Raw genomic sequence first — 18,114 nt, 5'->3', positions numbered from 1 at the left:
GAAGATCAGCGGTCAGGTGCACGCACGCGCGCCCGCGTGCAGGGCCAGGGCCGTGTCCGGGGCCACCGTCGCCGTGAAGCGGCCCGTCGCGTCGACCGTCACGCGGCGGCCCGACTGCACGTCGCAGTAGTCGCCGCCCGGCAGCGACGTCTGGAAGGCCCGGCTCAGTGCGAAGCCCTCGTGGTTGAGGACCACGTAGCCCTTGTCGCCGCGCCCGAAGGCGACGGCCTGGTAGCCGTTGTCCCACCAGTCCGTCACCGCCGTGCCCCGCACGGCATTGCGGAAGCCCACCATGGCCTTGATCTCGGGCCACCGGTGCTGGCACTTCCAGCCCTCCTGCCAGCAGGCACGCACCGCTCCCCCGCTCGGCGGGCCCGCGTCGCGGTCGGTGAATTCGTAGCCGGAGTGGACGTCCGGGGAGCCGTAGGGCCAGGCGAGCATGAAGACGTTGGCGAGGGTGTAGGAGGCGCCGTCCTTGTAGCTGAGGGTGTCGCCGCCGCGTTCGGTGTCGTGGTTGTCGACGAAGACGGACGCCCGGTCGCCGGGCAGGTAGCCCCAGCCCTCGCCGTAGTTCTTCAGGTACGCCAGCCGCTCGCTCCGGAAGACGCGCTTGAGGTCGCGCGCGTAGCGGAACTCCTGGACGTCGCCGTTGCCGAGGTATTCCTGCGGCTGTACGGCTTCGCCGGCGCCGTGGATGGTCTCCTGCTTCCAGTGGACGTCCGGCTTGCTCAGCTTGGCCTTGACGGCGGCGAGGTCCTCGGTGGCGATGTGCTTGGCGGCGTCGATGCGGAAGCCGTCGACGCCGAGGGCCAGCAGGTCGTCGAGGTAGCGGGCGATGGCGGTGCGGACCCGGTCGCTGCCGGTGTCGAGGTCGGCGAGCTGGACGAGCTCGCAGTTCTGGACGTCGTTGCGGCTGGTGTAGTCGGTGATGGGCGTGCGGCAGCGGTGGAAGTCGGCGTCCTGGTAGAGGCCGGGGTAGCCGTACTTCGTATACGGCGTTCCGCCGGTGCCGGTGCCCTGGCCGGCCGACATGTGGTTGATGACGGTGTCGACGACGACCTTCACCCCGGCGGCGTGGCAGGCGCCGACCATGGCGGAGAAGGCGGCTCGGTCGCCGAGCCGGCCGGCGATGCGGTAGCCGACGGGCTGGTAGGAGGTCCACCACTGCGGGCCCTGGATGTGCTCCTGCGGCGGGGAGACCTGGACGTAGCCGTAGCCGGCGGGGCCGAGGGCGGTGCGGCACTCGGTGGCCACGGAGTCGTACCGCCACTCGAAGAGGACCGCGGTGACGTCCTTGGTGCCGGGGGCCGCGGCCTGCGCGGGGGGCGTGGGGAGGGTCGCGCCGGCCACGAGGGCAAAGGCGACGGTCAGGGCTCTTCGGGCGATGCGGGACATGGCGGTGGGGGCCATGGCGCCTCCAGGTGTGGGGGAAGGATGCCGGTGCAGCCTGCGCGGCAACGCGCCGCCCCCGTAAGGCCCCTGAGGCTTGGAAGCTTCTTGCTGCAAGCTTGCCCGCACGGCAGCAAGCGCTTGCCGGTCGAGACCGTACGAGCCCCGCCTTCACCGGTCAACCCTTGGGACACGGGATGGTTACAACCCCGAAATCTTGCAATTCCGTTCTTGCAAGGTCTTTCGCAAGAGATTTCAGCCTGTTAGCTTCCTCCTCAGCTCGGGCCGCCCCGTCCCCTCCCAGGCGGCCTCCTGAACGAGGAGTCCATATGCGAAGAGGCATATCGGTCGCCGCCGTCGTCGGCGTGCTGGCCCTGACCGCGACCGCTTGCGGCGGTGGCAGCGACAGCGGGAGCGACGGCTCCAAGGCCGCGCAGGACCCGGGCAGTGTGAGCGGGACCATCACCTGGTGGGACACCTCGGACGCCACCAACGAGGCCCCCGCGTTCAAGAAGCTGGTCGCGGCCTTCGAGGCGAAGTACCCCAAGATCAAGGTCGAGTACGTCAACGTGCCGTTCGACCAGGCCCAGCAGAAGTTCAAGACCGCCGCCTCGACCGGCAAGGGCGCCCCGGACGTGCTCCGCTCCGACGTGGGCTGGACCCCGGGCTTCGCCCAGCTGGGCTACCTCAAGGACCTCACCGGCACCCCGGCGCTCGACAAGAGCGAGGACTTCCTGGAGGGCCCGCTGAAGAACGCGGCGTACCAGGGCAAGACGTACGGCGTCCCGCAGGTCACCGACACCCTCGGGCTCCTCTACAACAAGGAGCTGTTCCAGAAGGCCGGCGTCGACAAGGCCCCGGCCAACTGGCAGGAGGTCAAGGACGCCGCCGCGAAGATCAAGGACAAGACGGGCGCCGAGGGCATCGGCCTCAGCCCCGACAGCTACTACTCGCTGCCCTTCCTCTACGGCGAGAAGAGCGACCTGGTCGACGCCGGCAAGAAGAAGATCACCGTCTCCAACGCCGCCTCGCGCAAGGGCATCGAGACGGCCGTGGACCTGGTGAAGTCCGGTGCCGCGCCCAAGCCCGCCGGTACGGACGGCTACAACGTCCTCAAGACGGACTTCAAGAACGGCAAGCTGGCGATGCTGATCGACGGTCCCTGGGCGACCAAGGAGATCTTCGGCGGCGACGCGTACAAGTCCCGCGAGAACCTGGGTATCGCGCCCGTTCCGGCCGGCTCCACCGGCACCGCGGGCGCCCCGGTCGGCGGCCACAACCTGGTGGTCTACGCGGGCTCGAAGAACTTCGACGCCTCGTACCTCTTCACGCGGTTCATGACCGAGGCCGCGCAGCAGGAGAACGTCTCCAACGCCATCGGCGTGCTGCCCACCCGCAAGTCGGCCTACACCAAGACGGTGCTGGACGACCCGGTGCGCAGCGCCTTCCACAACGCGCTGGACAAGGCCCACCCGCGGCCGCCGATCCCGCAGGGCGGTGACCTCTTCACCGACTGGCTGCAGCACTACACCAAGATCCTCACGCTGAAGGAGGAGCCGAAGGAGGGCATGGACGCCACGGCCAAGGCATGGCAGTCCGCGCTCCTCAAGGACTACGGCATCGAGGAGTAGACCCTCATGTCCACAGTCGTCACCCGGGTCAGGCGCTCCTTCGGAACCCACTGGTATGCGTGGGCCATGGTGCTGCCGGTCGTCATCGTGCTGGCCGTCCTCGTCGGCTATCCGCTGGGGAGGGGCATCTACCTCTCCTTCACGGACGCCAACGAGGCCAACGTCGGCCGCACGATCGGCGTCAACCACATCGAGGCCACCTACCAGTTCGTGGGGCTCGACAATTACTGGAAGGTGCTCTCCGGCCAGGAGGGGCACTTCTACTCCAGGCTGACCTGGACCGTCCTGTGGACCGCGTCCTGTGTCGTCCTGCACTACACCATCGGCCTGGGCCTGGCGCTGCTGCTCAACCGCCAGGTCCGGTTCAGGGCCCTGTACCGGGTGCTGCTGATCCTGCCGTGGGCGGTGCCGGCCTTCGTCGCCACGTTCTCCTGGCGGCTGATGTTCAACGAGAAGTACGGCGTGCTCAACGCTTTCCTGACCGGACTGGGGCTGGACCCCGTGGACTGGCTCGGTGACAGCACGCTGCAGAAGGTGTCGGCGGTCGCCGTGAACGTCTGGCTCGGCGTGCCGTTCATGATGGTCGCCATCCTCGGCGGCCTGCAGTCGATCCCGGGCGAGCTGCACGAGGCCGCCGAGATGGACGGGGCCTCGCCGTGGCAGCGGTTCCGGCACGTGACGCTGCCGGGGCTGCGGCCCGTGAGCGGGACGGTGATCCTGCTGGGCACCATCTGGACGTTCAACATGTTCCAGGTCATCTACCTGCTGATCGGGCAGGGGGCGAGCTCGGAGAGCGAGATCCTGGTGACGTACTCCTACCGGCTCGCCTTCCAGGGCGTGCGCGACTACGCGGGCTCCGCGACGTACGGCATCCTCATCCTCTCGCTGCTGCTGGTCTTCGCCGTCTTCTACCGCCGGATGCTCACCCGACAGGAGGCCACGCCGCGATGAGCTCCACCGCCGTCAAGCCGCGCGAGCGCGGACAGCGCTCGCGCGGGGCCTCCGTCGCCCTGCACACGGCGCTGATCTGCGCCTCCGCGATCTCCCTCTTCCCCGTCCTGTTCATCGTCTTCGTCTCGCTGCGCGGGCGGGACGGCTGGCAGGAGCCCACCCGCTTCGTCGGGTTCGACTTCTCCAACTACACGCACATCCTGGGCGAGACGAAGTTCCTGACCTGGTTCGGCAACTCCGTGATCGTGGCGCTGGGCGCGACCGTGCTGGGCGTGCTCATCGCGGCGACCGCCGGCTACGCCGTGTCGCGGATGCGCTTCCCCGGGCACCGGCCACTGATGTGGACCTTCCTGGTGGTCCAGATGTTCCCCATGGCGGTGCTGATCGTGCCGCTGTACAACATCCTCGGCCGGCTGGAGCTGCTCGACTCCTACACGGGCCTCATCCTCACCTACTGCTCGGTGTCGGTGCCGTTCTGCGCCTGGATGCTCAAGGGCTACTTCGACTCCATCCCGGCCGAGATCGACGAGGCGGGCCGGGTGGACGGGCTGACGCCGTTCGGCACGTTCTGGCGGCTGATCGTGCCGCTGGCCCGGCCCGGGCTGGCCGTCACGGGCTTCTACTCCTTCATCACGGCCTGGGGCGAGGTCGCCTTCGCCAGCCAGTTCATGAGCAGCGAGGACCACTACACGCTGGCCGTGGGCCTGCAGACCTTCGTGGGCCAGCAGAAGGCCGAGTGGGGGCTGATGACGGCGGCCGCCGTGCTCATCACCGTCCCGGCCGGCCTCGTCTTCTTCCTCGCCCAGCGCCACCTGGTCGCCGGGCTGACCGCGGGCGGCACCAAGGGCTGACCTTGCGCCGCCGGCGTCGTTGAGCCGTTCACACGCACCGCCCCGAGTCCCTTTGAGACCACGAGCCGATAGGAAGTACATGACCCAGGATCTCGCGCCCACCGTCCGTCCGGCCGCCGACGCCCGCGCGCACACGGACGGCTGGTGGCGCAGCGCCGTCATCTACCAGGTGTACGTGCGCTCGTTCGCCGACAGCGACGGGGACGGCATCGGGGACCTGCGCGGGATCCGCGAGCGGCTGCCGTACCTGGCGGGGCTGGGCGTGGACGCGCTGTGGCTGACGCCGTTCTACGCCTCGCCGCAGGCGGACGGCGGCTACGACGTCGCGGACTACCGGGCGGTGGACCCGCTGTTCGGGCAGCTGTCGGATGCGGACGACCTGGTGCGCGAGGCGCACCGGCTGGGTCTGCGGGTGATCGTGGACATCGTGCCCAACCACACCTCCGACCAGCATGCCTGGTTCCGTGCCGCGCTCGCGGACCGTCCGGGGGGGACGGCCCGCGAGCGCTACCACTTCCGTCCCGGCAAGGGCGAGCACGGGCAACTGCCGCCGAACGACTGGGAGTCCGTCTTCGGCGGTCCCGCCTGGACCCGTACGACGGGCCCGGACGGCGAGCCCGGCGAGTGGTACCTGCACCTGTTCGCGCCCGAGCAGCCGGACCTCAACTGGGAGAACGCCGAGGTGCGGGCGGAGTTCGACTCCGTGCTGCGGTTCTGGCTGGACCTGGGCGTGGACGGCTTCCGGATCGACGTGGCGCACGGCATGGTCAAGGCCGCCGGGCTGCCGGACATCGGTCTGAGCGAGCAGGCCAAGCTGATCGGCGCGCAGGTGCTGCCGTTCTTCGACCAGGACGGGGTGCACGAGATCCACCGCGCCTGGCGGCAGCTGCTGGACTCCTACGAGGGGCAGCGGATCGGCGTGGCGGAGGCGTGGGCGCCGACGTCCGAGCGGCTCGCGCTGTACGTGCGTCCGGACGAGCTGCACCAGGCGTTCAACTTCCAGTTCCTGACCTGCGACTGGGGTGCGACGGCGATGCGGGAGGTCATCGACGAGTCGCTGGCCGCCACCCGCTCGGTCGGGGCGCCGACGACCTGGGTGCTGTCCAACCACGACGTGGTGCGGCACGCGACCCGCTACGGCGCGGGGGACGAGGAGCTCGGCCTGCGCCGGGCCCGGGCGGCGGCGCTGCTGATGCTGGCGCTGCCCGGCTCGGCCTACGTCTACCAGGGCGAGGAGCTGGGGCTGCCGGAGGTCGTGGACCTGCCGGACGAGGTGCGCCAGGACCCGGCGTTCTTCCGCGGCGACGGGCAGGACGGCACCCGCGACGGCTGCCGGGTGCCGCTGCCGTGGTCGGGCGAGGCGGCCCCGTACGGCTTCGGGCCGGGCGGCAGCTGGCTGCCGCAGCCCGAGCGGTGGCGGGAGCTGTCGGTGGAGGCGCAGTCCGGCGACCCGCGTTCGACGCTGGAGCTGTACCGCTCGGCGCTGGCGCTGCGCGGCGAGCTCCCGGGGCTGGGCGACGGGGAGATGGTGTGGCTGGACGACGTGCCGGAGGGTGTCCTGGCCTTCTCCCGGCCGGGCTTCGTGTGCACGCTCAACACGCTCGGTGCCGAGGTGGCGCTGCCCGTGCCGGGGCGTCCGGTCCTCTCCCACGCGGCCCTGGAATTCGCAGGCGGAACCGTCCGGATTCCTTCGGATACATGCGTGTGGTGGGCAGTCTGAGATGCGACCGGTACAGTCACCTCCTGTGACCGCCCGGCTAGCCGATATCGCAGCCCAGGCGGGTGTCAGCGAAGCAACCGTCAGCCGCGTCCTCAACGGAAAGCCGGGGGTCGCCGCCACCACCCGCCAGTCCGTGCTGGCCGCGCTCGACGTCCTGGGCTACGAACGACCGGTCCGGCTGCGGCAGCGCAGCGCGGGCCTGGTCGGGCTGATCACCCCCGAGCTGGACAACCCCATTTTTCCGGCCTTCGCCCAGGTGATCGGACAGGCGCTCACGCGCCAGGGCTACACGCCCGTCCTCGCCACGCAGACCCCGGGCGGTTCCACCGAGGACGAGCTGACCGAGATGCTGGTCGACCGCGGGGTCTCCGGCATCCTCTTCGTCTCCGGTCTGCACGCGGACACCTCGGCCGACATGCAGCGCTACGAGCGGCTGCGGGCCCAGGGCGTGCCGTTCGTGCTGATCAACGGCTTCTCCTCCCGGGTGCGGGCCCCCTTCGTCTCCCCCGACGACCGGGCGGCCATGGGGCTGGCCGTCACCCATTTGGCCGCACTGGGGCACCGGCGCATCGGACTGGCTCTCGGGCCCCGGCGGTACGTTCCCGTGCAGCGGAAGATCGAGGGCTTCCTGCTGGGCATGCAGGAGCAGCTCGGCGTCGGGAAGGACGAGGCGGAGCAGCTGATACAGCATTCGCTGTTCACCCTTGAGGGTGGTCAGGCGGCGGCCTCCGCGCTCATCGACCGGGGGTGCACGGCGGTGGTGTGCGCGAGCGACATGATGGCGCTCGGAGTGATCCGGGCGGCCCGTCAGAAGGGCCTCGAAGTCCCGCGCGACGTCTCGGTGGTGGGCTTCGACGACTCGCCGCTCATCGCGTTCACCGACCCGCCGCTGACGACGATCCGCCAGCCCGTGCAGGCGATGGGGCAGGCGGCGGTGGGGGCGCTGCTGGAGGAGATCGGCGGCACCCCCGCGCCCCACAGCGAGTTCGTCTTCCTTCCGGAACTGGTGGTCCGCGGGTCGACGGCGTCCGCTCCCGGGGTGCGTACCTGAGGTCGTCCGGAAGTCTTCCCGGCGGTGGGCACACCGGGCCGAAAGACGGCGAGGACCAGACCTTCGGATGATCTGCCGTCGTGCGCTTTCTGGCAGACTCTTTCCCTATGGGTGAAGCGACAGCAAGGACCCTGGTAAGCCGTACGGCCGCTCCGCCACCCACCGAGGAGCGTGCGGGAGCGCCGTCGGCGGACCACCGTTCCGCGCGCGCTCCGCGCCGCGTGGTGCGGCGGCCTCGTCTGTGGTTCGAGGTGCTGCTGATCGCGGTCAGTTACTGGACGTACTCCCTCGTCCGCAACGCGGTGCCCGAGCAGAGAACGGCGGCGCTGCGCAACGCCGACTGGATCTGGCAGGCGGAGCGCACCCTGCACATCGCGGTGGAGCACACCGTCAACAAGGCCGTCAATTCGGTGACGTGGCTGGTCGTAGGTATGAACTACTACTACGCCACGCTGCATTTCGTGTTGACCATCGGGGTGCTGGTCTGGCTCTACTGCTGGCATCCGGGGCGGTACGCCGCCGCCCGGCTGGCGTTGTTCGCCACCACGGGCGTGGCCCTGCTCGGTTACTACCTGTATCCCTTGGCGCCACCACGGCTGATGGGCGGCCCCGGCTTCGTCGACACGGTCGTGGTGCACCACACGTGGGGGTCGATGGCCTCGGGCAATCTGGCCAACGTGTCGAACCAGTACGCGGCGATGCCGTCGATGCACATCGGCTGGTCGACGTGGTGCGGGCTGACCATCGCCATGCTGGCGCGGCCGGTGTGGGCGAAGGCGCTGGGAGCGCTGTACCCGGTGGTGACGCTGGTGGTGATCGTGTCGACCGCCAACCACTTCTGGCTGGACGCGGTGGGCGGCGTGCTGTGCCTGGGCTTCGGCTTCGTGCTGTCGTACGCCTGGTTCGGGGCGTTCCCGTACCGGCTGGCCCGCCATGTGGCGGTCGCGGGCGCTTCGCGCGATGCTTGAGACGGCTCCCGTCGGTCAGGCGCCGTAGAACAGCGTCTCGACCACGGCCCGGGCCCGCCGCGTGGTGCGGCGGTAGTCGTCGAGCATCTCCCCGACGTGGCCCGGACCGTAGCCGAGGTAGCGGCCGACGGCGGCCAGCTCGCGGGGGTCGCCCGGGAAGGTGTCCTGGGCCCGGCCGCGGACGAGCATCACGGCGTTGCGCACGCCGGTCGCCAGGACCCACGCCTCGTCCAGGATGCGGGCGTCCTCGGCGGAGATCAGCTCCGCCGCGCAGGCGGCGGCGAGCGCTTCGCGGGTGCGGGTCGTGCGCAGGCCCGGTTCGGCCCAGCCGTGCTGCATCTGCAGCAGCTGGACGGTCCATTCGACGTCCGACAGACCGCCGCGGCCCAGCTTGGTGTGGGTGGTGGGATCGGCGCCGCGCGGCAGCCGCTCGGACTCCATGCGGGCCTTGAGGCGGCGGATCTCGCGCACCGCGTCCTCGCCGAGGCCCTCGGCGGGGTAGCGCAGCGGGTCGATCAGCTCGACGAACCGGCGGCCCAGGTCCGCGTCGCCCGCGACGGGCTCGGCGCGCAGCAGGGCCTGGCTCTCCCACACCAGCGACCAGCGCCGGTAGTAGGCGGCGTAGGACGCCAGGCTGCGCACGATGGGCCCGGACTTGCCCTCGGGCCGCAGGCCGGCGTCGACGAGCAGCGGCGGGTCGGTGGTGGGCAGCTGGAGCAGGCGGCGCATCTCGCCGGCGACGGCGAAGGCGGCCTTGGCCGCGTCCTCGTCGGTGACGCCCTCGCGCGGCTCGTGGACGAACAGGACGTCGGCGTCGGAGCCGTAGCCCTGCTCGTGGCCGCCGAAGCGGCCCATGCCGATGACCGCGAAGCGGGTGGGCAGGGTGTCGCCCCACTCGGCCCGCACGGCCGCGCGCAGGGCGCCGGCGACGGCGGCGGCGTTGAGGTCGGAGACGGCGTCGCCGACGGTGCGGATGCGCTCGCCCGGGTCGCTGCCGGCGGTCTCGGCGTGGCCGCGGGAGCCGGTGCCGCGCTCGCCGACCGCGTGGGCGCCGTTGCGGGCGTGCCCGTAGGCGCCGATGATGTCGGCCGCGGCGGTGCGGAACAGCTCGCGGCGGCGCACGCCGCGCACGGCGACGATGGCCGCCTCGGCGTCCTCGGCGCGGCCGACGGCGGCCATCACCTCCTGTTCGAGGGCCTCGCGGCCGCGCGGGCGCAGGCCCCCGGGGTCGCCGAGCAGGGCGACGGCCTCGGGGGCGCGCAGCAGCAGGTCGGGGGCGAGGCGGCCGGCGGACAGCACGCGGGCGAGGTTCTCGGCGGCGGCGCCCTCGTCGCGCAGCAGCCGCAGGTACCAGGGGGTCCTGCCGAGCGCGTCGGAGACCTTGTGGAAGTTGAGCAGTCCGGCGTCGGGGTCGGCGGAGTCGGCGAACCAGCCGAGCAGGACCGGCAGCAGGGTGCGCTGGATGGCGGCCTTGCGGGTGACCCCGGAGGCCAGGGCCTCCAGGTGGCGCAGGGCGGCGGCTGGGTCGGCGTAGCCGAGGGCCTTCAGGCGCTGGCCGGCGGCCTTGGGGCTGAGCCGGATCTCGCCGGGCTCCAGCTGGGCGACGGCGTCCAGCAGCGGGCGGTAGAAGAGCTTCTCGTGCAGCCGCCGCACCTCGCGGGCGTGCAGCTTCCACTGTCGGCCGAGCTCGGCGACGGGCTCCTTGCCGCCGGGCCACTGGTAGGTGCGGGCCAGCGAGCGGCCCAGGCGGCGCAGGTCGGCCTCGCTCTCGGGCACGAGGTGGGTGCGGCGCAGCCGGTGGAGCTGGATGTGGTGCTCCATGGCGCGCAGGAAGCGGTAGGCGGCGTCGAGGGCCTTGGCGTCGGCGCGGCCGACGTAGCCGCCGGCGGCGAGGGCGGCCAGCGCGTCGAGGGTGCCGCCGACGCGGAGGGTGGCGTCGCTGCGGCCGTGCACCAACTGCAGGAGCTGGACGGCGAATTCCACGTCGCGCAGGCCGCCGGGGCCCAGCTTGAGCTCGCGGTCGATCTGGGTGGCGGGGATGGAGGCGATGACGCGGCGGCGCATCTGCTGGACGTCGGCGACGAAGTTCTCGCGCTCGGCGGCCTGCCAGACCAGGGGGGAGACGGCGTCGACGTAGTCCTGGGCGAGGGCGAGGTCGCCGGCGACGGGCCGGGCCTTGAGGAGGGCCTGGAACTCCCAGGTCTTGGCCCAGCGCTGGTAGTAGGCGAGGTGGCTGGTCAGGGTGCGCACCAGGGGGCCGTTGCGGCCCTCCGGGCGGAGGTTGGCGTCGACGGGCCAGATGGTGCCCTCGGCGGTGACGTCGGAGCAGACGCGCATCATGCGGGAGGCGAGCCGGGACGCGGCCTGCAGCGCGGGGCCCTCGGGCGCGCCGTCCCGGGCCTCGGCGACGAAGATGACGTCGACGTCGGAGACGTAATTGAGCTCCTGGCCGCCGCACTTGCCCATGCCGATGACGGCGAGGCGGCAGGCGGCGGCGTCCGCCGGCTGCTCCTCGGCGGCGATCGCCAGGGCCGCGCGGAGCGTGGCGGTGGCCAGGTCGGCGAGCTCGGCGGCCGCCTCGGCGACGTCGATGGTGCCGCTGACGTCGCGGGCCGCTATGGCCAGCAGGCAGCGGCGGTAGGCGGCGCGCAGGGCGTCGGCGGGGGTCAGGCCGGCGTCGCGGCCGGCCCGGGCGCCCTCGGCGAGGGACCTCTCGAACTCCCGGGTGCCGGGGTGCAGGTCGGCGGAGTCGAAGCTGTCCAGGGCGTGCCAGTCGCCCGGGTGCCGGGCGAGGTGGTCGCCCAGCGCCTCGGAGGCGCCCAGCACGCCCAGCAGCCGGTCGCGCAGCGGCTTGGCGGTGACCAGGGTGTCCAGCAGCGCCCGCCGCTCGTCCTCCCCGGCGGACTCGGCCAGGCGGACGAGGCCGCGCAGGGCGAGGTCGGGGTCGGCCGTGGCGCCGAGCGCGTCGAGGAGCACCGGATCGGCCCGTACGGACGCGAGCCCCGGGCTCTCCAGCGACCGCTCGGCCGCCGCCGCGTCGGTGAAGCCGTACCGGAGCAGCCGGGTGTAGGTGCTGCTGCGCCGCCCGTCGGGCACGGTCATCGCTGGCCTCTCGCCGTGGATCGGTACGCGGTCGCCGTCAGAGCACCGGCAGCATCTTGCGGAGCTCGAAGGCGGTGACTTCCGATCGGTACTCCTCCCACTCCTGCTTCTTGTTGCGCAGGAAGAAGTCGAAGACGTGCTCGCCGAGGGTCTCGGCGACCAGCTCGCTGCGCTCCATGAGCTCGATGGCCTCGCCGAGGTTCTGCGGCAGCGGCTCGATGCCCATGGCCCGGCGCTCGGCGTCGGACAGCGCCCAGACGTCGTCGTCGGCGCCGGCGGGGAGCTCGTACCCCTCCTCGATGCCCTTCAGTCCGGCGGCGAGCAGGACGGCGTAGGTCAGGTAGGGGTTGGCGCCGGAGTCGATGGAGCGGACCTCGACGCGGGTGGAGCCGGTCTTGCCGGGCTTGTACATGGGGACGCGGATGAGCGCGGAGCGGTTGTTGTGGCCCCAGCAGATGTACGAGGGGGCCTCGCCGCCGGCGCCGGCGGTGCGCTGGGAGCCGCCCCAGATGCGCTTGTAGGAGTTGACCCACTGGTTGGTGACGGCGGAGATCTCGCCGGCGTGCTTCAGCAGGCCGGCGATGAAGGACTTGCCGACCTTGGAGAGCTGGTACTCGGCGCCGGACTCGTGGAAGGCGTTGCGGTCGCCCTCGAAGAGGGAGAGGTGGGTGTGCATGCCGGAGCCGGGGTACTCGGAGAACGGCTTGGGCATGAACGTGGCCTGCACGCCCTGCTCCAGCGCGACCTGCTTCATCACGAGGCGGAAGGTCATGATGTTGTCGGCGGTGGAGAGCGCGTCGGCGTAGCGCAGGTCGATCTCCTGCTGGCCGGGGGCGCCCTCGTGGTGGCTGAACTCGACCGAGATGCCCATGGATTCGAGCATGGTGATGGCCTGGCGGCGGAAGTCCATGCCCACGTTCTGCGGGGTGTGGTCGAAGTAGCCGGAGGAGTCGGCGGGCACCGGGCGGGTGCCGTCGACGGGCTTGTCCTTGAGCAGGAAGAACTCGATCTCGGGGTGGGTGTAGAAGGTGAACCCGAGGTCGGAGGTCTTGGCCAGGATGCGCTTGAGGACGTAGCGCGGGTCGGCGTAGGAGGGGGAGCCGTCCGGCATGAGGATGTCGCAGAACATCCGGGCGGTGCCGGGGGCCTCGGCGCGCCAGGGCAGGATCTGGAAGGTGCCCGGATCCGGCTTGGCGATCATGTCGGACTCGTAGACCCGGGCGAAGCCCTCGATCGCGGAGCCGTCGAAGCCGATGCCCTCGTCGAACGCCTGCTCAAGCTCGGCGGGGGCGACGGCGACCGACTTGAGGTAGCCGAGCACATCGGTGAACCACAGCCGCACGAAGCGGATGTCGCGCTCTTCGAGCGTACGGAGCACGAACTCCTGCTGCTTATCCATAACTGTCATCCTCGCTGGTCAGGCCGTCCGCTCCCAAGCAGCGGGCCACATCGGGGGCACCAGAGCATCCCACCACACGATGTCGGCGGCGTTGCGTACACGGGTCCGAACGCCTTCCGTCACGTGTGCAGCCCTTCGTCCGGTCCTTCCGTCCCGGGCCCATCCTGCCGCCGGGCCCGTGCCCCGTGCACTCCATTGTGGAACACCGGCCGGATCTTGGTCGACCGGCCCCGGCCCGGTGTGCGGGCGGGGCCGGCCGGTCGCGGGCGGCCTAGGGGGCCGTGGCGGGCACGGGGCGGGCGGTCAGGGTCAGCCGGAGCCTCCTGGGGTGCAGGACGGTGGTCAGCCGGGCGGGACGGGGGTCGTTGCCGGGGGCGGGCCGCAGCCGCCACCGGGAGGCGATCGTGGCCAGGGCGAGGGTGCCCTCCGCCATGGCGAAGGTGTCGCCTATGCACTTGCGCGGCCCGCCGCCCCAGGCCAGGAAGGCCCCGCGGGGCAGGGCGGCGGCGCGCTCGGGCAGCCAGCGGTCGGGGTCGAAGACCTCGGGCCGCTCGTAGAGGTCCGGGTCGCGGTGCATGCCGACCGGGGTGATGACGACGGTGCTGCCGGGCGGCAGGCGGAGCCCGGCCAGCTCCACCTCCTTGCGGGTGATCCTGGTGAACAGCCAGCCGGGCGGGTGCAGGCGCATGGTCTCGGTGAGCAGGCGGCCGGTGAAAGGCAGGTGGGGCAGGTCCGGCCAGCGGGCGGGGCGGCCGCCGAGCACGGCGTCCACCTCCTCGTGGAGCCGGCGTTCGGAGACCGGGTCCCGGGTCAGCTGGTGCAGGGCCCAGGCCAGGGTGGCGCCCAGGCTCTCGGAACCCGCCATCATCATGGAGATGACCTGGTCGCGGATCTCCCGGTCGTCCGGGCCCGCGGCACCGTCCGCACCGGTGGCCAGCAGCGCCGACAGCAGGTCGCCGGAGTCGTCCCCGGCCGGGCCCTGCTCGGCGCGGTAGTCGGCGATGATGCGGTCGACGCTGTCGAAGAGGTGGCGGCGGCACTGCTGGTAACGGCGGTTGCCGGGGGTGGGGAGCCGCAGCAGCGGCTCGGGGACGAACATCCGCTGCATCACCCCGCCCAGCACGGTCTCGAACGAGCGCTGGATCCCGGCCGCCGTCGTGCCGTCGATGTGTGCGGAGAACAGGGTGCGGAGCACGGAGCGCAAGGTGAAGCTGTACATCACAGGAAAGACATCCAACACGTCGCCGCTGTGCCAGCCCCCGAGGAGACGGGCCAGTTCTTCCTCCATCGAGGCGCCGTAGCGCTCCAGCCGGGCGCGGTGGAAGGCCGGCTGGATCAGCCGGCGCTGCCGGCGGTGGTCCCGGTGCGGGCACGTCCCCAGGCCGTTGCCCAGGATGTCCCGCAGCCGGTCGAAGAGCGGGCCGCCCTTGTCGAAGGTGCGGTCGTCCTTCAGCACCTGCAGGGCGAGTTCGGGATGGCAGACCACGTACGCCCGCTGGGGACCCAGCCTGATCTGCACCAGGTCGCCGTGGGTCCGCAAGGACTGCAGGAAGCCGAGCGGCTCGCGCAGCAACTGCCCACCGTGGCCGAGCACCGGAAGTGGTGACGGCGCGACGCCAGCGGTGAACGCGGACGTGGCTAAAGCTACGTACGACATGCCCCCTCCATATGCTTCGTTCGGCAAAGGCGCCGATGTGTGCCGATTGCCGGTGTCCGCTTTCCACAACACCCGCAACAGCCCTGTGCAGGCAATCCCCACTGCGGGGCGCACGGAATCGGCGTGACGCATCGACTCCGCCCTGCACACGACAAGAGATGTGGCGTGCACGCAAGCGCCCCCCGTTTTCGGGCCCGGCAGGTTTCGGGGGCGGCCGGGACAGACAGGAACCCCGTTGCGCGGCGGACCTCGGCAGCCGCCCAGCTCGGGCGGCGCGGTTGCGCCGTCCGGGTCCCGCGGGCCGGGCCGCGGGTTCAGCCGCGGAGGAAGGGGGTGGCGAGGACGGCGGCGGCGACGGCCTGCGGGCGGTCGTACATCAGCAGGTGGCCGGCGGGGGCGACGGCCTCGAAGCGGGCGTCGAGCCGGTTCGCCAGGGCGCGCTGGCGCTGCAGCCAGCGGCGCTCGGGACAGGAGCCGGTGCCCGGGGAGGCGGCGAGGACGGTGACGGGGGCGGGCGGCAGGCCGTGGTGGGCGCGCAGCTCCTCCAGCTCGGCGGCCACGTCGCGGTAGCGCGTGTTCTCCATGAGGATGGCCCGCATGACGCGCCCGGTGCCGTAGGTGCGGCGCACCAGCTCCGCGGGGGCGGGGTCCTGGCGCTTGACGGAGGCGGAGCGGACGGAGAAGCGGCGCAGGGCGGGGCCGAGGGCCCGCGGCAGCCCGGCCGTGGCGAAGGCCAGGCCCCGCACGTGGGCGGCGGCGGTGCGCAGCTCGCGGCCGGGGACGGGGCGGGCGTCCTCCTCCACGCTGCCGTCGACCAGGACGAGCCCGGCCGTGCGCTCCGGGTACAGCCGGGCGAACGCCTCGGCGTGGAACCCGGCGAGGGAGTGCCCGACGACGGTGGCGGGGCCGGGCAGGCCCAGGGCGTCGAGGACGCCCGCTATGCGGGCGGCCTCCGCGGCGGCGGTGGGCGGTTCGACGGCCGGGGCGCTGAACCCCAGTCCGGGGCGGTCGAAGCGGACCACCGTGCGGTACGGGGCGAGCAGCGGGACGACCTGCTCCCAGTCGAACCAGCCCATGCCGAGCCCGGCGCTGAGCACGCACACCGGGCCCGTGCCCTCGCGCACCACGTGCAGGGGCACCCCGCCCACCCGCAGCATCCGCCCCGGTGGCCGTTCCGTACCGCTCATGCAGCTCCCCCTTCGGTCCGTCCCTCACCCGGAGGGCACGGCCAAGCTACTCGACGGTGCCGCTCCCGCGGTGCTCGGCCGCCACCCAGTGCGGCTTGCGGAACGTCAGGAAGGCCAGCGGCGCGAGGAAGCCGAGGACCAGCAGACCGCCGCCGACGGTGAGGACGTAGCGCCAGACGGGGCCGCCGCCGAACTGCTCGGGCGGGACGAAGCCGATGCACATGGCGCCGACGGACGCGGCGAAGCCGATGCCCGCGACCAGGTGCACGGCCGGTACGCGGAAGCCGCGCGGCTGGTGGGGGCGGGTGGCGCGCAGCCGGATGACGGCGGCGAACATCAGCAGGTAGACGACGAGGTAGATCTGCGTGGTGACGACCGAGAAGATCCAGTAGGCGCTGGAGACGTCGGGGATGAAGGCGTAGAGCAGCGCGATGAGGGTGGTCAGCACGCCCTGCGCGACCATGATGTTCCGCGGCACGCCGTTCTTGTTGAGCTTCTGCAGGACGGGCGGCAGGTAGCCCTCCTGCCGGGAGACCATGAGCAGGCCCTTGGACGGCCCGGCCAGCCAGGTGAGCATGCCGCCGAGCGCGGCCGCGACGAGCAGGACGCCGACGACCTTGGTCAGCCAGCCGACGTGGAAGTGGTCGAAGAAGCCCTGGAACGCCTGCATCACGCCCGCGGTGAGGCTGAGGTTCTCGCTCGGCATCACCCAGCTGATGGCCAGCGCGGGCAGGATGAAGATCAGCAGGACGAGGCCGGTGGCGGTGAACATCGCGCGCGGGTACTGCTTGCCGGGCTCGCGCAGCGCGGAGACGTGCACCCCGTTCATCTCCATGCCGGCGTAGGACAGGAAGTTGTTCACGATCAGCACGAGGCTGGCCAGCCCCGTCCACGGCGGGAGGATGTGGCCGCCGTCCATGGGGGCGGCCGAGGGGTTGCCCTGCGCCAGGAAGACCAGGCCGAGGGCGACGAGGACGACGCCCGGGATCAGGGTGCCGATGACCAGGCCCATGCTGGAGAGCCCGGCGACCGCCTTGGTGCCGCGCGAGGAGATCAGGACGCCCGACCAGTAGATGACGACGATGACGACGGCGATGTAGAGGCCGTTGTCGGCGAGCGAGGGGTCGATGACGTAGGCGAAGGTGCTCGCCACGTAGGCCAGCAGGCTCGGGTAGTACGCGATCGTCATGGCGAACTGGCACCACACGGCGAGGAAGCCCAGCGGCTTGGACAGGCCCTCGCTCACCCACCGGTGGACGCCGCCGGGCCAGCCGGAGGCCAGTTCCGCCGAGACCAGGGCGGTCGGCAGGAGGAAGACCACGGCGGGCAGCAGGTAGAGGAAGACGGCGGCCAGTCCGTAGATGGCCATCGAGGGCGAGGGGCGCAGGTTCGCGACCGAGGCGGTCGTCATCATCGCGAGCGTCGCCCACGAGATGAACTGGGCCCCGGTTCCCGGTGCGGGGGCGGCGGTGTCCGCGGCGGCAACGGTGGTGGGACGTTCGTCCCGAACCTGTTCCGTGGTGGTCATGGGGGGAGAGCGTCCTTCGGGCCGTGCGTCGTCGAGCGTTTTCGCCCCATGATCGGGCCTTGACGCCGCTTCGTGCACATCCGTCCGCACCGGGCCCTCTCGTCGGGCGATACCCCGTGGGGGTAAGGTGCGGGAGAGATCCGGAGGCGTGGGAGGCAGGCGGTGCAAGGACGAACGGCCGCCGCCGCGTGGTGCGGCCGGCTCCTGCTGTTCGCCGCGCTGCTGCTCGGGATCGTGACCATGCACACACTCGGGCACCCTCGCGATCACGGGGGTCCGGCCCCTTCCGCACCGGCCCTCCGGGCGGCTGCCGCGACCGCGCCCCGGGTCGCCGCCGCCGACGCTCCGGACCACGTACCGGACCACGTACCGGGCCGCGCCGCCGGCCACCCACCGGGCCGCGCCTTGGCCCACGACCCGGGTGATGCCCGGCGCCACGCCGCGGGCCACGCCGGCCACGTACCAGGCCCCGCCCCGGCCCACGACCCGGCTGACGCCCGGCGCCACGCCGGCCACGCACCGGATGACGCACCGGGCGGCGCTCCGGGCAACGCCGCGGGGTATGCCACGGGCCTCGCCGGCCACGCACCGGTCCATGCCCCGCGCCCCGCTCCGGGGCTCGCCCTGGGTCACGCACCGGGCCACGCCACCGGCCACGTACCAGGCCCCGCCCCGGCCCA

General features: G+C 72.0%; 12 protein-coding genes and 1 pseudogene. 7 read left to right on the top strand and 6 right to left on the bottom strand.

Translation table 11 applies throughout. The features are described from left to right. Positions 1–12: 12 nt before the first annotated feature. Complete coding sequence (locus LE181_RS24260; RefSeq protein WP_225663609.1) at positions 13–1,410, bottom strand: alpha-amylase; 1,398 nt, start codon at positions 1,408–1,410, stop codon at positions 13–15. 308 nt (positions 1,411–1,718) lie between these two features. On the opposite strand from LE181_RS24260, the gene LE181_RS24255 reads away from it, so the two are divergent. The 6 genes from LE181_RS24255 to LE181_RS24230 all read left to right on the top strand — a co-directional run bounded on the left by LE181_RS24255 (position 1,719) and on the right by LE181_RS24230 (position 8,561). Beyond that, positions 1,719–3,020 carry an extracellular solute-binding protein gene (locus LE181_RS24255; protein WP_225663608.1) on the top strand — a complete coding sequence of 434 codons (1,302 nt, stop codon included), beginning with the start codon at positions 1,719–1,721 and terminating at the stop codon, positions 3,018–3,020. 6 nt (positions 3,021–3,026) lie between these two features. Then, the gene (locus tag LE181_RS24250) at positions 3,027–3,971 is read left to right on the top strand and encodes a carbohydrate ABC transporter permease (RefSeq protein ID WP_225663607.1); all 945 of its coding nucleotides are present in this window, start codon (positions 3,027–3,029) and stop codon (positions 3,969–3,971) included. Continuing rightward, positions 3,968–4,822 (top strand): sugar ABC transporter permease, encoded by an 855-nt coding sequence (locus LE181_RS24245; RefSeq protein ID WP_225663606.1) that lies wholly within the window; start codon positions 3,968–3,970, stop codon positions 4,820–4,822. Before LE181_RS24250 ends, LE181_RS24245 begins: the two co-directional genes overlap by 4 nt. A gap of 79 nt (positions 4,823–4,901) precedes the next feature. Next, a complete protein-coding gene (locus LE181_RS24240) occupies positions 4,902–6,542 on the top strand; it encodes a glycoside hydrolase family 13 protein (protein ID WP_225663605.1) in 1,641 nt (546 codons plus the stop codon). Between the two features lie 25 nt (positions 6,543–6,567). Continuing rightward, positions 6,568–7,593, top strand: a complete 1,026-nt coding sequence (locus LE181_RS24235) for a LacI family DNA-binding transcriptional regulator (RefSeq protein ID WP_308103315.1) — start codon at positions 6,568–6,570, stop codon at positions 7,591–7,593. A 107-nt stretch (positions 7,594–7,700) separates the two neighbouring features. Beyond that, complete coding sequence (locus LE181_RS24230; protein ID WP_225663603.1) at positions 7,701–8,561, top strand: phosphatase PAP2 family protein; 861 nt, start codon at positions 7,701–7,703, stop codon at positions 8,559–8,561. 15 nt (positions 8,562–8,576) lie between these two features. On the opposite strand, the gene LE181_RS24225 is transcribed toward LE181_RS24230, so the two are convergent. The 5 genes from LE181_RS24225 to gadC form a co-directional block, all read right to left on the bottom strand. Continuing rightward, positions 8,577–11,663 (bottom strand): bifunctional [glutamine synthetase] adenylyltransferase/[glutamine synthetase]-adenylyl-L-tyrosine phosphorylase, encoded by a 3,087-nt coding sequence (locus tag LE181_RS24225; protein WP_225663602.1) that lies wholly within the window; start codon positions 11,661–11,663, stop codon positions 8,577–8,579. A gap of 37 nt (positions 11,664–11,700) precedes the next feature. After that, positions 11,701–13,062, bottom strand: a complete 1,362-nt coding sequence (gene glnA2 / locus LE181_RS24220) for a gamma-glutamylpolyamine synthetase GlnA2 (RefSeq protein ID WP_190111817.1) — start codon at positions 13,060–13,062, stop codon at positions 11,701–11,703. A 271-nt stretch (positions 13,063–13,333) separates the two neighbouring features. After that, positions 13,334–14,719, bottom strand: coding sequence for a cytochrome P450 (locus tag LE181_RS24215; protein ID WP_225663601.1), 1,386 nt, complete (start codon positions 14,717–14,719; stop codon positions 13,334–13,336). Positions 14,720–15,033: 314 nt separating this feature from the next. Then, complete coding sequence (locus tag LE181_RS24210) at positions 15,034–15,906, bottom strand: alpha/beta fold hydrolase (protein ID WP_225663600.1); 873 nt, start codon at positions 15,904–15,906, stop codon at positions 15,034–15,036. Positions 15,907–15,952: 46 nt separating this feature from the next. Then, positions 15,953–17,434 (bottom strand): glutamate/gamma-aminobutyrate antiporter GadC, encoded by a 1,482-nt coding sequence (gene gadC, locus LE181_RS24205; protein ID WP_225663599.1) that lies wholly within the window; start codon positions 17,432–17,434, stop codon positions 15,953–15,955. Positions 17,435–17,596: 162 nt separating this feature from the next. Here gadC and LE181_RS24200 point away from each other — a divergent pair. After that, a pseudogene (locus tag LE181_RS24200) lies at positions 17,597–18,114 on the top strand (hypothetical protein); the annotation flags it as partial.

The sequence above is a fragment of the Streptomyces sichuanensis genome (genome assembly GCF_020328095.1).
Lineage (GTDB): Bacteria > Actinomycetota > Actinomycetes > Streptomycetales > Streptomycetaceae > Streptomyces > Streptomyces cinnamoneus.
This window is presented reverse-complemented; position numbering and strand designations above follow the sequence as displayed.